Annotated in this window: 11 protein-coding genes; 4 read left to right on the forward strand and 7 right to left on the reverse strand. The window is 58.4% G+C overall.

Translation table 11 applies throughout. The annotated features are described in order from the left end of the window. Nucleotides 1–27 precede the first annotated feature (27 nt). The 6 genes from GJU83_RS03395 to GJU83_RS03420 are packed head-to-tail and all read right to left on the reverse strand — an operon-like array spanning nucleotide 28 to nucleotide 8,352. Nucleotides 28–3,783 (reverse strand): YhdP family phospholipid transporter, encoded by a 3,756-nt coding sequence (locus GJU83_RS03395; protein ID WP_069183066.1) that lies wholly within the window; start codon nucleotides 3,781–3,783, stop codon nucleotides 28–30. Between the two features lie 40 nt (nucleotides 3,784–3,823). After that, entirely contained in the window at nucleotides 3,824–5,305 is a 1,482-nt protein-coding gene (rng, locus tag GJU83_RS03400) for a ribonuclease G (protein ID WP_069183065.1), read from the reverse strand. Next, nucleotides 5,302–5,907 carry a Maf family protein gene (locus tag GJU83_RS03405; RefSeq protein ID WP_069183064.1) on the reverse strand — a complete coding sequence of 202 codons (606 nt, stop codon included), beginning with the start codon at nucleotides 5,905–5,907 and terminating at the stop codon, nucleotides 5,302–5,304. Before GJU83_RS03405 ends, rng begins: the two co-directional genes overlap by 4 nt. Before the next feature lie 2 nt (nucleotides 5,908–5,909). Continuing rightward, complete coding sequence (mreD, locus tag GJU83_RS03410; protein ID WP_069183063.1) at nucleotides 5,910–6,386, reverse strand: rod shape-determining protein MreD; 477 nt, start codon at nucleotides 6,384–6,386, stop codon at nucleotides 5,910–5,912. Continuing rightward, nucleotides 6,386–7,282 carry a rod shape-determining protein MreC gene (gene mreC, locus GJU83_RS03415; protein WP_083231768.1) on the reverse strand — a complete coding sequence of 299 codons (897 nt, stop codon included), beginning with the start codon at nucleotides 7,280–7,282 and terminating at the stop codon, nucleotides 6,386–6,388. The genes mreD and mreC overlap by 1 nt, the downstream gene beginning before the upstream one ends. 29 nt (nucleotides 7,283–7,311) lie before the next feature. Then, entirely contained in the window at nucleotides 7,312–8,352 is a 1,041-nt protein-coding gene (locus GJU83_RS03420) for a rod shape-determining protein (protein ID WP_008170134.1), read from the reverse strand. A gap of 366 nt (nucleotides 8,353–8,718) precedes the next feature. On the opposite strand from GJU83_RS03420, the gene gatC reads away from it, so the two are divergent. From gatC to gatB, 3 genes are read left to right on the forward strand one after another with little or no spacing between them, the layout of a single operon-like run. Then, a complete protein-coding gene (gene gatC, locus GJU83_RS03425; RefSeq protein WP_069183061.1) occupies nucleotides 8,719–9,006 on the forward strand; it encodes an Asp-tRNA(Asn)/Glu-tRNA(Gln) amidotransferase subunit GatC in 288 nt (95 codons plus the stop codon). A gap of 11 nt (nucleotides 9,007–9,017) precedes the next feature. Further along, nucleotides 9,018–10,475: an Asp-tRNA(Asn)/Glu-tRNA(Gln) amidotransferase subunit GatA gene (gene gatA / locus GJU83_RS03430; protein WP_153633702.1), complete on the forward strand. Its 1,458-nt coding sequence runs from the start codon at nucleotides 9,018–9,020 to the stop codon at nucleotides 10,473–10,475. Between the two features lie 21 nt (nucleotides 10,476–10,496). Beyond that, nucleotides 10,497–11,948 carry an Asp-tRNA(Asn)/Glu-tRNA(Gln) amidotransferase subunit GatB gene (gatB, locus tag GJU83_RS03435; protein ID WP_069183059.1) on the forward strand — a complete coding sequence of 484 codons (1,452 nt, stop codon included), beginning with the start codon at nucleotides 10,497–10,499 and terminating at the stop codon, nucleotides 11,946–11,948. Between the two features lie 196 nt (nucleotides 11,949–12,144). On the opposite strand, the gene rimO is transcribed toward gatB, so the two are convergent. Further along, on the reverse strand, nucleotides 12,145–13,491 hold the full coding sequence (gene rimO, locus GJU83_RS03440; RefSeq protein ID WP_069183058.1) for a 30S ribosomal protein S12 methylthiotransferase RimO: 1,347 nt from the start codon (nucleotides 13,489–13,491) through the stop codon (nucleotides 12,145–12,147). Nucleotides 13,492–13,797: 306 nt separating this feature from the next. Here rimO and GJU83_RS03445 point away from each other — a divergent pair, with 306 nt between their 5' ends. Next, nucleotides 13,798–14,208 (forward strand): PilZ domain-containing protein, encoded by a 411-nt coding sequence (locus tag GJU83_RS03445; RefSeq protein WP_069183666.1) that lies wholly within the window; start codon nucleotides 13,798–13,800, stop codon nucleotides 14,206–14,208. Nucleotides 14,209–14,362: the final 154 nt, after the last annotated feature.

The following is a 14,362-nucleotide window of genomic DNA, read 5'->3' on the forward strand; positions in this document are numbered from 1 at the left end:
TGCCTCCGCTATTGCCGAACAGAAAACTCACTCACCGGTATCGAAGACCCGCTGCAGATCCACCTCCGGCTCATCCCATGTACCGGTCACACTGTAGGTTGCGCTGGTCAGCCTGCTCAGAGGATCGCCCAGAATCTTGTCCAGTACAAACAGAGCGCCGCCAATCGGCGCTCCTGCCCCCATAAGCAAAGCGGCCAGGGGTAAGTTCTGGGTCAGAGGTAACACAACCACAAGTCGCATATCCAGATCTTCGCTGGCCATATTGGTGGTACCACTGAGCTTGAAAGCGCCCGATGGGCCCACAATCTGAAGTTCCGGATCCATGGTCAGCAATCCGTTGATAATTTGCGCCTTCCCCGAGATCGCGTCAAAGGCCACGCCCCGCTCATACAGATCAGAGAAGTCGAGCTTCAGCCGGCGCCAGAGTGTGTCGGAGTTCAGCAGATTGAAGACACGGAACAGTTGAGCTGTGTTGTTTCGTTCAAGGATGACCCCCTCATCCAGTCGCAGGCTTACGGAACCGCTGAGTTCGGGTATGGAGAACTCATCCGGGCGGCCGGGCCAGTCCAGGTCCAGCTCGATGTTCGTGCCCTCGTTGGTAACCGGCATTTCGGCATTCAACAATTCATTCAAGTCCGACAGGGCACCACCGCTTATCGAGCCTTTGAACCGGCTGGTTTCACGGTCTCCGACGATGCTCCAGGTCATATCTCCCAGCAGGGTCAGGGAGTTGAGGCGACCCTCGATGTCGTTCACCTGCAGCCGGAAAGGCTCAGGGCGAAGCCGGAAGGCCCACTGCCCTAGGGATTCTTCATTCAGCCGAAGTTCAGCGATCGACACATCGATATCTGGCCAACTGCCCATGTCCAGCGCCCGGAAGGCTTCCAGCTGTTCTTCCAGCGTTAATAATTCTTCGGACTCCTCACGGGGGGTCTCGCTACGGACGAGCCGTAGCACCTGAAAATCAGCCTTCACTGTCTCGCCGCTCGTCGGAATCACCAACCGGCCTTCGGCGCGTCGGGAACTGGTGTTGACCACCCAGCGGTCATCAAGGTCGAGCGCATTGATCTCGATGTCGCTCAGGACCTCTGGGCCAAGATAGAGCCGCCCCAGGCGCAGATCAAACCCGGTTTCTTTCCACAACAGATCGAACGTAGCCCGGTTTTCCCAATCACCGGTAATGCCGAGACCGCCGGAAGCGGATGGATTGATCGTGGCCCGCAGCGGAGCGGCCTCACTCGCTGTTTTTGACAGCGGCTCCGGCCAGTCCACTGACAGTCCCTCTAGACTGGAGCGAACGCGAATTCCGGATGTTGACTGGGCTCCTACATCCAGTTCGGCGCTGTAGGCAACTTTACCCTGCAGACCAAACCCGGAGTCCGTTGACAGCCCGGCTTTGGCGAACACTTCCGGTACCCGGAGAGAGCCGGACTGGCGAATGCTGAGTGCATTGCCGGCGCGGGCCTTGCTGAAGGCGATGGTTACCGGCTCGCCGAAAAACTCTGCAGCCAGGGGGCCACCCGAGAATCCATCTTCACTGTGATAGGTCAGCGCGCCACGAACCGATTGCCATTCCAGCCCGGCGGCCGGATAGGACACCGCGCCCTCCTCGACGGCAATACTCGCTTCAACCACGGGCAGCTGGTCCGAGCCCAGCGGCAGATCAATGCCCAGATCCAGCTGATACTGACCGCGGTACTGAAGCTTTTGAGCCTCCGTCCCTGCCATATCACCCAACGGACTGTTTTCCATCCAGTAACCAACCGACTCGCCCGGCACCCGAGCCGAGGCATCCACCCTTATTCGGGTACCTTGATCAGAGGGAATAACCCGGACTGTTCCGGAAGCCAGATCCAGGCCTCCGGTTCGCCCTTCCTCCAGACGGACCAAGGTATCACCATTATGAACCCTGACATTGCCCCGGGCGCCTGTGACTACTGGCCAGGCGTCATCGTAACGAACGGACGCCTGGTCAAACTCATAGATCATGGACGTCACAAAGGACCCTTTCGGAGCATCCGAGCCTATCTGGCCATGGCCGAAGAAGGTTCCCGAGGTGATATCGGCCTCAAGGATCGCCGTGGTAAGCCAGTCATACAGTCCCTGATTGACCGCTTTGACCGGAACAAAGTCTGCCAGCATCCCGGCATTGCCGTTTTTCACCGAAACCTTGAGACCAAGGTTGTCCTCGCCTTCGCGATCCATCCTCAGGTCAAAAGCACCGTCGAGTTCTGTGGCTTCGCCATAACGCATTCGAACGCCGTCTGAAAAGACCCGGGTAATGGCACCATCCAGCTGCCAGGCCACGTCCCCCTCAATTTCCGGGAAGGACCAGGCGCCACCGAAAAGCTGGGGAAACTCGAGAGAGACAGGAGACTGCCCCGCCGCAATTCGGACATAGCCCTTTTGCCTGTCGAGAAAGATCTCACCGTTGGCGGAGGTGATGCCGGGTGCGCCGCCGTGGGCCCTCACGCTGACCTCGCGCAAACGTCCCGAGAGCTCGAAATCCTCCGGTGCGCCATCGGGGAAGAAGATCTTCAGTTGATCAAGGAAACCGCCCGGGCGATAGTTTCCCAGAGCACGGAGCGCGCGCTCCGGGAGTATCGGAAGCCTGGCCGCAAGGCGGCGGGTGGGCGCGAGTGGCAGGGCATCGGCGATCACGGACATGCCGCCATCCGACGGCGCCAGCCTCAGGCTGAAGGGGGAAACCACGTCACCATCCCAGGTCCACTGGAGCTGCTTCAGGTGCCACTCCCCGAGTGCGAAGGCGCCGGTTTCGACCAGGGTTTCATCGGTCATCACGCTATCGTGGCGACGCCAGCCGAATCTGGCCTGGATATCCTCCAGGGGCGCCAGGGATTCGTACCCGACACCCAGTTGCAGGTAGGGTGTTCGAACGGTTCCGGTCACCTGTTGCAGCAGGCCGTTGCGGAACGTGAGCCAGGCCTCGCCGCCAAGATCGAACCCTTCCACCCGAAGCGTCCGCCACTGGTATTCGTCGATCAGCCCATCGAACAGCCGACCGGAATCCACATCAAGGTACAGCTGACCGGTAAAATCGCCCCGAAAAAAGTGACGACCTACCAAAGCAAAGCTGGCCAACTGCTGGGTGGTACCGGACTGCATGGCGCGGCCAGACGCATGAAACAAGCCACGGCGATAATCAAGGTCCAGTTGGGGAATGTCCAGGTGACGAAGATTGCCCTGATTATCCCGGATGCCCAAATTGACCCGGGTGATTTTCACATAGGGATCGGACAGCCAGTTGCCGGCAAGCTCCAGCCACTCCTGCAACTGGTTGCTCACTGGTTCCGGTATGTCCGCCCCCCTCACAGCGACGTCACCACCCCGTTCCTGGTTGACGGTCAGCTCAAGACCGTCTGCCTGGAAGTCCTCAAAGACGATCCTCAGGCGGGTCAGCGAGGCGAGCGCATCAAAACGGATGTTCAGATGCTGGAGATTCGCTACAACGACGCCGGTATCAGGGTGACTGATCTGAATGTCCCGAGCGGTGAATGCAGGATCCAGCCAGTACCACTGGGAGGAAAGACCGCCGATGCTGACATCATGGCCCAGTCGATTGGACAACTCCTGTGCCAGATCATCGCGAAAGCTGTCCACATTCTGGGTTAGCTGGCGCCCAAGCCCGGCGTACAGTGCCAGGAGCACAAGCAGAGCCAACAGCATCCACCAGATCAGACTGGCTAGCCGCGCCAATAGCCGAACTGGAGGACTCTCGGGCAGGTTCTCCGGAAGCGGCGGTTCGTGATCAGCGGAGGACATCCAGGCCCCTTAACCCGGTAACCGGCGCGGTTTCCCGGGTTCAGAGCAGAACCACATCATACTGCTCCTGGCTGTAGAACGGCTCCACTTGGAACCGAATGGTCTTGCTGATGAAAGTCTCAAGATCGGCGACGTTGTCAGACTCCTCATCCAGCAGGCGGTCCACCACGCTCTGGGAGGCCATCACCAGATAGCTTTCGGCATCGTAGGCACGATTGACCCGAAGAATTTCCCGGAAAACTTCATAACACACGGTTTCGGTGGTTTTCAGGAAACCGCGTCCGTCACAGATCGGGCAGGGTTCGCAAAGCACCTGGCCCAGGCTCTCGGTGGTGCGCTTGCGGGTCATTTCCACCAGGCCCAGCTCGGACACCCCGGTAATCTTGGTCTTGGCGTGATCCCGTTCCAGCATCTTTTCCAGCATCCGGTGCACCTGGCGCTGGTGCTCGGGATCTTCCATGTCGATGAAATCGATGATTATGATACCGCCCAGGTTCCGCAACCGAAGCTGGCGGCTGATCGCCCGGGCTGCTTCCAGATTGGTCTTGAAAATGGTCTCTTCCAGGTTACGGTGACCAACAAACGCGCCGGTGTTGATATCGATAGTGGTCATGGCCTCGGTCTGGTCGATGATCACATAACCGCCGGACTTGAGCTGGACCTTTCGGCTCAGGGCTTTCTGGATTTCATCTTCCACCGAGTAGAGGTCAAAGATGGGCCGCTCGCCGGGGTAGTACTCTACCTTGTCGGCGAATTCCGTAACGAACTCTTCAACAAACTCCATCACCCTCTGGTGGCTCTCGCGGCTGTCGATGCGTACCTTTTCAGTCTGCGGTCGGATCAGGTCACGGATGGTGCGGATAAACAGCGGCAAATCCTGGTATACAACGGCCGGGGCCTGAACCCGGGCAATTCGCTCTTGTATGGACTGGCTCAACCGGTGCAGATAGGCCATATCGCCAATCAGGTCCTCAGGCGAGGCCGCTTCTGCAGCCGTCCGGATGATGTAACCACCCTGAACATCCTGATCTGCCGCTGCCGCCTCCTCGACGAGGGTTTTCAGGCGCGCTCGCTCGGCATCATCCTCAATGCGCTGCGAAATGCCAACGTGACTGACGCCGGGCATGAACACCAGATACCTTGAAGGGATTGAAAGCTGGGTGGTTAGACGGGCGCCCTTGGTACCAATCGGGTCCTTGGTAACCTGAACCACCAGGGACTGGCCCTCCCGGAGCAGGCTGCGGATATCCGGGACGGTCTTCGGGGTGTCGGCAGGCTCATCGCCATTGGACTGACTCGGAACCACATCGGAGGCATGGATAAATGCAGCCCGTTCCAGACCAATATCGACGAACGCGGCTTCCATGCCCGGCAAAACACGCACCACTTTGCCCTTGTAAATGTTACCGACAATGCCTTTCCTGCTGGTGCGCTCTATGTAGGCTTCCTGCAGCATGCCGTTTTCAACCAGAGCCACCCGCGTTTCCACCGGGGTGACGTTGATAAGAATCTCTTCACTCATAATGTTTGGCTCTCCAGACTGCGCGGCCAGTTTTTCCAGACCGGGTAACCGGCACCAGCCAACAACGCGGCGGTTTCCTGCAGCGGCAGGCCAACCACGGCACTGTAGCTACCCCGGAGCTCATTAACAAAAATACCACCAAGGCCCTGAATTCCATAACTTCCGGCCTTGTCCATGGGTTCGCCGCTGGCCACGTAAGCATCAATCTCTTCGGAGGAGAGATCCCGGAAACAGACTTCCGTTGTGACCAGAACGGATTGGCATTGCCCATCGTTGGCCAGCGCCACGGCAGTCATCACCTGGTGCGTCGCGCCCGAAAGACGGGCCAGGGTTTCCCGGGCATCCGCCGCGTCTGTGGGCTTACCAAGGATTCTTCCATCGAGCACCACTGAAGTGTCCGACCCCAGAACCAGGCATTGCGGCGCGGATTCGGCCACAGCCAGCGCCTTCTCCCGGGCTAAACGTTCCACATAATGTTGCGGCGTTTCATCGACTTCCGCTGTTTCGTCGATGTCCGCCGGACGAACCGAAAATTTCAGGCCGATTTGCTGCAACAGCTCCGCCCGGCGCGGCGAAGCCGAAGCAAGAATGATGGATGGCATGGCTAACCCAGTTTGCGGTTAATGTTGTCCAGCAGGATACAGAATACCGGCCACACCAGGGCACTGGTCAGGGCCGGCCAAAGGTAGCTGAACCCGGCGTCATCGGCCCCCAGCAGCTGCTTCACGAAATGCACCAGCATCTGATTGATGCCCAGCAACAGGAACACCATCAGGCACTGCTGGGGCATCGGATACATGCGCAGACGTTGATGGATGGTAAGCACCAGAAAGGCGATCAGCGCCATGGCCATGGCATTGACGCCAAGGGGAGTGGCTTCGAGCACATCCAGCAACAAGCCCAGACACCAGGCCAGGAGGATTCCGAACTGGGCCGGAGCCCGGAATGTCCAATAGAACACCACCAGCCCCAGCCACTCCGGGCGGAACTCGAACCAACCCACAGGAAACAGGGAAATACTGAACACCAGTGCAACAACCACGGAGAGCGCGAAAACCGGATAGCTGATTACGGATAACATCAGTCCTCCCCTCCCTGGTTGCCGTCATTCTCGGCGTTAGCGGCAGTCTCACCCTCGACCACCTCGACTTCGATCGGAGAGGCATTCTCCGGCGGGAATACCACCAGTACAAGACGGCTCTGGTTCAGCTGCGCTTTGGGCGACGCTTCGATGGAAACAAACGGTTCGCCCGGTTCCTTGGAAATACGGCTGACTTCCGCAACCGGGTACCCCCTCGGAAAACGTCCGCCAAGCCCGGAACTGACCAGCAGATCGCCCTCACGGATATCGGCCGTGTCCGGCACATGAACGAGATCCAGGGTATCGGTATCACCGGTGCCCAGCAGGATTGCGCGCAGGCCGTTGCGCACTACCTCCACGGGCACCGCGTGGCTGCTGTCAGAAACCAGCAGAACGCGAGAGGTGATCTGACTACTCTGCACCACCTGCCCCATCAGACCATGGGCATCCAGGATTGCCTGGCCCGGCGACAAGCCGTCGCTACGGCCCTTGTTGATGATGATTTCGTGGGAGAAGGGATCCGGGGAAACGCCGACAACCTCACCGACAATCACCCGATCATCCAGAACTTCGGAGGAATTCATCAGGCGGCGCAGCTCGTTGTTCTCCGACGCAAGGGCGGCGTATTTGAGGGCGCGACGTTCAAGGATCAGCAAACGGGCGCGGAGATCTTCGTTTTCTTCCTGCAGATCCTGTTTGTTTTCGAACAGCCCGGCGACCCAGTCGGTGAATTCGTAAGGCGCATTGCCCAGCCAGTACACAGGGGCCAGGCCGGTGGCGATGGTGCTTCGCACGGTTGAGAGCTTGTCGAAACGCGCATCGGCAACCACCAGGGCTGCCGATACGAGAAGAACAATGAGGAGTCTGAAACCGGGAACAGGCCCCTGGACAAAGATGGTTTTAATGGCGAGCCCTCCCCACAGGATTATCCCTCCTGGGAGAACATTCCGATGCCACCCCGATCAATCACTTCCAGCGCCTTGCCGCCACCACGGGCAACACAGGTCAGCGGATCTTCAGCGATGATCACCGGCAGGCCGGTTTCTTCGCTGATCAATTTATCCAGCCCGCGCAGCAGAGCACCGCCACCAGTCAGTACGATACCGCGCTCGGCAATGTCGGAGGCCAGCTCGGGCGGAGACTGCTCAAGAGCACTTTTGACGGTCTGAACGATCTGCGCCAGGGATTCCTGCAGCGCGTCGAGAATTTCTTCGCTGTTTAGGGTGAATGCCCGGGGCACACCTTCTGCAAGGTTGCGACCGCGCACGTCGATCTCACGAATTTCGAGGCCTTCGTAGGCGCAGCCGATTTCGTGCTTGATGCGCTCGGCGGTCGAATCGCCAATCAGGCTGCCGTAGTTGCGGCGCACGTAGGTAACGATGGCTTCGTCGAACTTGTCACCACCAACCCGCACGGATTCGGCATAGACGATGCCGTTCAGGGAAATAATGGCGATTTCGGTGGTACCACCACCGATGTCGACGATCATGGAACCGCTGGCTTCCTCAACCGGAAGGCCGGCACCGATAGCAGCAGCCATGGGCTCTTCAATCAAGAAGACTTCCCGGGCACCAGCACCGAGGGCGGATTCGCGGATGGCCTTGCGCTCTACCTGGGTAGACTTGCTGGGAACACACACCAGTACTCTCGGGCTCGGGGTAATGAAGCTGTTCTCATGCACTTTGTGAATAAAGTGCTGGAGCATTTTCTCGGTTACCACGAAATCTGCAATTACGCCGTCTTTCATTGGGCGAATGGCGGTAATGTTGCCCGGTGTACGGCCGAGCATGCGTTTGGCTTCGGCGCCTACCGCGGCGACCATTTTTTGGGAGTTGTTGGTGCGAATGGCCACTACCGAGGGCTCGTTCAGCACGATTCCGCGCTCACGCACGTAAATGAGGGTGTTGGCGGTGCCCAGGTCGATGGACAGATCGCTGGAGAAGATGCCTCGGAGTCTTTTTATCAACATTCGTGTAGTTTCAACCTGAGAGTTGCAGTCGCAAAGAAAAGATGCGGCAACTTTAGCAGTGAGCACCCCTGCAGGCAAGGCGCTAGCGGGCCTCACGCCTTACGGTTCACACATTTACCTTATGGGCTGGGGCCTCCCGCCATTGTTCGAATCTGTTACCATACTGCCCTTAATCTTTATTTGGGTGCAGGGGCGGTTGGAAAAGGCTGTCCAAAACACGCTACAAGCACATCCGTGTGCGCTTGATTCGGGCCATCCATGGCCCTCAACAGTTTTGGACAGCCTTTTCCAACCACCCCCGGACCCCGTGCAAAATTCCGGCTTCTTTTATTACCGACATTTCATTTACCTGGGAGGCAATGCGTGACCATTTCCCGTGAGGACATTGAGAAAGTCGCTGTGCTCGCCCGCATTCGTGTGGATGACGAGCAGGTTTCGGCTCTGGAGAAGGATCTGGGCAACATCCTGGATCTGGTTGATCAGTTGGGTGCGGCCGACACCGATTCGGTTGCGCCCATGGCCCATCCGCTGGATGCGGTCCAGCGCCTGCGCGCGGACGAGGTAACCGAGACCAATCAGCGGGAGGCGTTCCAGGCGATTGCGCCGGCTACCGAGAACGGGCTTTATCTGGTTCCCCGAGTGATTGAGTGAAAGGAAACGTCATGCATAGCAAATCTGTAGCAGAGCTTTCCCGGGATCTGGAGAGCGGCAAGGTGTCCAGCGTTGAGCTGACGCAGGAGTTCCTCGACCGCATTAAGCGGGAAGATTCGAAGTACAACAGCTTTATTACCGTGACCGAGGAGCAGGCGCTGGCTGATGCCCGGATGGCGGATGAGCAGCGGGCAGCGGGGAATGCCACGGCCTGGACCGGAGTTCCTTTCGCGCACAAGGATATTTTCTGTACCAACGGCGTTCGCACCACCTGTGGTTCGAAGATGCTGGAGAATTTTGTTCCGCCCTACGACGCGACCGTTACGGCGAATTTCCGCCAGGCGGGCGCGGTATGCCTGGGCAAGACCAACATGGACGAGTTCGCCATGGGGTCGTCCAATGAGAACAGTTATTTTGGCGCCGTGACCAACCCATGGGGATTGAGCGAAGGCAACAAACGTGTGCCGGGCGGGTCGTCTGGCGGGTCGGCTGCGGCGGTTGCGGCTCGACTGACTCCGGCGGCGACGGCCACGGACACCGGTGGTTCGATCCGTCAGCCGGCGGCGCTGTGTGGTGTTACCGGGCTGAAGCCGACTTATGGCCGGGTATCCCGGTACGGGATGATTGCCTTTGCCTCCAGTCTGGACCAAGGTGGCACCATGGCCCGCACAGCAGAAGACAATGCGCTTATGCTGAACGTAGTGGCGGGCTTCGATCCGAAAGACTCAACGTCCATTGACCGCGAGGTGCCGGATTACACCGCCACGCTGAACGAGCCTTTAAAAGGCCTGAAGATCGGCCTGCCTAAGGAATATTTCAGCGACCAGCTCAGTCCGGCGATGGAGCAGCAGGTTCGCAACGCGATCAAGGAATACGAGAAGCTGGGCGCCACGGTTAAAGAAGTGTCGCTGCCAAACGCAAAGTTAGCGATTGCCGCCTATTACGTGATCGCGCCGGCCGAGGCTTCTGCCAACCTGTCACGGTTTGACGGTGTGCGCTATGGCTACCGTTGCGAGGACCCGAAGGATCTGATGGATCTGTACACCCGCTCCCGGGCGGAGGGTTTCGGAGAAGAGGTGAAACGTCGGATTCTCGTGGGCACCTACGCCCTGTCCGCCGGCTATTTTGATGCCTATTACCTCAAGGCCCAGAAGGTTCGCCGGCTGATCCAGCAGGATTTCATCAATGCCTTCAAGGAAGTGGACGTGCTGATGAGCCCGACCACGCCCTCGCCGGCCTTTATCCAGGGCGAGAAGACCAGTGATCCTGTGACCATGTATCTGGAGGACGTCTTCACCATCGCCATTAACCTGGCGGGTGTTCCGGCCATGTCTGTGCCGGCCGGTTTCGTGGACGGTCTGCCGGTGGGCCTGCAGATCATTGGGGATTATTTCTCAGAGGCCCGTTTGCTGAACGCCGCCCATCAATTCCAGCAGGTGACCGACTGGCACCAGCGCGAACCGCAATAAGCCCGGGACAGGAGAACGAGTATGCAGTGGGACATTGTGATCGGGCTGGAAATTCACGTTCAGCTCGCCACCAAAACCAAGATTTTTTCCGGCTCCAGCACCGCTTACGGCGCCGAGCCCAACACTCAGGCCAATGCCGTTGACCTCGCCATGCCCGGCACCCTGCCGGTGCCGAATGAGCAGGCTTTCCGGTATGCAGTCATGTTCGGCCTGGCAGTGAATGCCGAGATTGAGCGCCGTTCGGTCTTCGAGCGGAAGAACTATTTCTACCCGGACCTGCCCAAGGGCTACCAGACCACCCAGCTTGAGCGCCCGATTGTCGGCCCCGGCTACGTGGACATTGACCTGCCCAACGGTGAGTCCAAGCGGGTGCGCATTCACCACGCCCACCTGGAAGAGGATGCGGGCAAGTCCCTGCACGAGGATTTCCACGGCATGACCGGTGTTGATCTCAACCGGGCGGGCACCCCACTGATCGAAGTGGTCACCGAACCGGACATGAACAACGCTGACGAAGCGGTCGCCTTTGCCAAGAAGCTGCACAGCATCGTGACCTCGCTGGGCATCTGCGACGGCGATATGTCCCAGGGCTCCATGCGGTTTGACGTCAACATTTCGCTGAAACCCAAGGGCTCCGACACATTGGGTACGCGTACCGAAACCAAGAACCTGAACTCGTTCCGGTTCATGGAACAGGCCATTGCCCACGAAGTCGAGCGGCAGATGGACATTCTGGAAGACGGCGGCAAAATTGTGCAGGAAACTCGTCTGTACAATGGCGATCGTGATGAGTCCCGTTCCATGCGCACCAAGGAAGAAGCCAACGACTACCGCTACTTCCCCTGCCCGGACCTGTTGCCGGTGGAGATCGATGACTCGTTCATCGAAGAAGCCCGCAACAGCCTTCCGGAACTGCCGGACGCTCGCAAGGCCCGCTTCAAGGATCAATACGGCCTGAACGACTACGACGCTGGCCTGCTCAGCGGCGACTCGAAACTGGCCGCATTCTTCGAAGAAGCCGCCAGCCAGGGCAAAGATGCGAAGCTGGTCGCCAACTGGATCCAAGGCGAATTCTCTGCCCGCCTCAATGCGGAAGAGAAATCCGTTGCCGACTCCCCCATCACCGGCGCCCAGTTGGGTGACCTGGTTGTGCGGATTGCCGACAACACCATCTCATCCGCTGGCGCGAAGAAGGTCTTTGAGGCGCTGTGGACCGGCGAGAACGACAGCGTCGATGCCATCATCGATGCCAAGGGGCTAAAGCAGGTCTCTGACACTGGTGCCCTGGAAGCCATGGTGGATGAGGTTCTAGCCGGTATGCCGGATCAGGTGGCGCAGTATCAGAACGAGGAAGACCCGAAGAAGCGCAAGAAGATGCTTGGTGGCTTTATGGGGCCGCTGATGAAGGCCTCCAAGGGTCAGGGGAATCCCAAGCTGTTTAACGAGATTCTTGTTCGCAAGCTTGGGGGGTAGACTGCTGGCTTAGGGCCGTAGCTTTTAGTTGCGGCCCTAGCCTTCTCACTTGGGGGAAGGCCTCGGCGGGCAGCTTCTCCCAAAAACCGCTACGAGCACGTCCATGTGCGCTTGGCGTCGGCCATCCTTGGCCGCCGACATTTTTGGGAGAAGCTGCCCGCCAAGGCCATGGATCCCTTCGATAACTCGCGATAGTTCAGACCAAACGAGCCCAAAGATCATGCTCATCGGCATGCTCAACAACGGCCTGAACAATTTCGCCTGGAACAAGGTCAGTCTCGTCGTTGAGGTAAACCATACCGTCAATCTCCGGCGCATCCGCCTTGGAGCGGCCAATGGCGCCTTCCTCGTCGACCTCATCAATCAGCACGTCAATCGTCTGCCCAATTTTGGCCTGCAAGCGGGCTGCTGAAATCTCGGCCTGTTTTTCCATGAAACGGGCCAGACGCTCTTCTTTTACTTCCTCAGGAACCGCGCCTTCCAGCTCGTTGGCCTTGGCACCTTCCACCGGGCTGTATTTGAACGCGCCAACACGATCCAACTGCGCTTCGTCGAGCCAGTCCAACAGATACTGGAAGTCTTCCTCGGTTTCACCGGGGAAGCCGACAATGAAGGTGGAGCGAATGGTGAGCTCGGGGCAGATCTCACGCCATTTGCGGATGCGCTCCAGGGTCTTGCTGTCGTGGGCCGGGCGTTTCATGGCCTTTAGCACTTTCGGGCTGGCGTGCTGGAACGGGATGTCCAGGTACGGCAGGATCTTGCCTTCGGCCATCAGGGGAATGATGTCGTCCACATGGGGATACGGATAAACGTAATGCAGGCGAACCCAGACACCCAACTCGCCCAGCGCTTCGCACAGGGACTGCATTTTGGTCTTGAGCGGCCTGCCCTGCCAGAAGCCGGTGCGGTATTTGGTGTCGACGCCGTAGGCCGAGGTGTCTTGGGAGATGACGAGGAGCTCCTTCACACCGGCATCCACCAGGCGCTGGGCTTCGTCCATCACATCGCCGATGGGGCGGCTCACCAGGTCGCCGCGCATGGACGGGATGATGCAGAAGGTGCAGCGGTGGTTACAGCCCTCTGAGATCTTCAAATAGGCATAGTGACGCGGGGTCAGTTTGATGCCCTGAGGCGGGACCAGATCGGTGAACGGGTCGTGTTGCTTTTGCTGGGGCACGAACTGGCGAACCGCGCCGACCACCTCTTCATAGGCGTGGGGACCGGAAACCGCCAGTACACCGGGATGAGTGGCGCGAATCTTGTCGGCCTCCACGCCCATGCACCCGGTAACAATCACCTTGCCGTTTTCGCTGATAGCCTCGCCGATGGCGTCCAGGGATTCCTGCTTGGCGGCATCAATAAAACCACAAGTATTTACGACAACGATATCTGCGTCGTTGTAGGTGGGCACGACATCGTAGCCGTCCAGCCTCAGCTGGGTGAGGATTCGCTCGGAGTCTACGAGAGCCTTGGGGCAGCCAAGGCTGATGAAACCGACTTTGCCGTTACCGGAGGAGGCAGGGGTCTGGGTGTTATCTGTCATAAAAGGCTTGGAAATCCCGGAGCTCGGCACGAGCCCACAAATGAATGAAGGCCAGTATTTTACACCAGCTGCGGGATCGGCTGCACCAAGAGTCGAACCGGGAAAAGCAGCAGAATAATCTGACAGACGTCAAAATTTGTGACGCCCTGTTCAGAAAGATTTAACAAATCTGCCACTATAGACGGCAGGCTTCTTGCTGATCACAAAGTAAACAACTACACTTTCATGCGCTTAAGTGTTTTTTTCTGGAAGAGATTTATGGGAAAGGCAGCCTCATTTGCAACCAGACACGCCAGAAGAGTCAACATGAAACCTGTCGCCGCCAAATTGAATTTGCGCAACCAACAACGGGTGGATGTAGCCACCGACATTACGATTGAGAAACCGGACGGCTGCTGCCTGACCTGTTCGGTGTCCAATCTTTCCCGCACCGGGGTGATGATCTCCTGTAATCAGGAGACGGTGAAACAGCTTATACCCGAGCAGAAGGCGCCCGCCCCCGGCAACTGGATTGCGGTAAAAACGCGCTTCGCCGTGCCCGTCGTCGCCACACAACCGGTTTCTATTATTGCCGACGGCAACATCGTTCACATGAGACGCATCGCCCGGGATGAGTTCCAGCTGGGCATCCAGTTCGCAGAGTTTGAAGGCAACGGCTTCGACTACGTTGACCGCTACGTCTCCAAACTGTTGGCCGACTCCCGCAATCCGGCCTGAACGTCACCTCTGGCCCACCTCCATTCAGAGCCTGCCACTGCTATATTGTTATAACGCCAATGTCTAGTTGGGCGTCTTCTTATGCCCTTACCCCCTCTGGTATAGTTGCCGTATTCATTCGCACAGCCAACACGGCCCGCACGGCGGCAACGGA

The sequence above is a fragment of the Marinobacter salsuginis genome, assembly GCF_009617755.1.
Classification (GTDB): Bacteria; Pseudomonadota; Gammaproteobacteria; order Pseudomonadales; family Oleiphilaceae; genus Marinobacter; species Marinobacter salsuginis.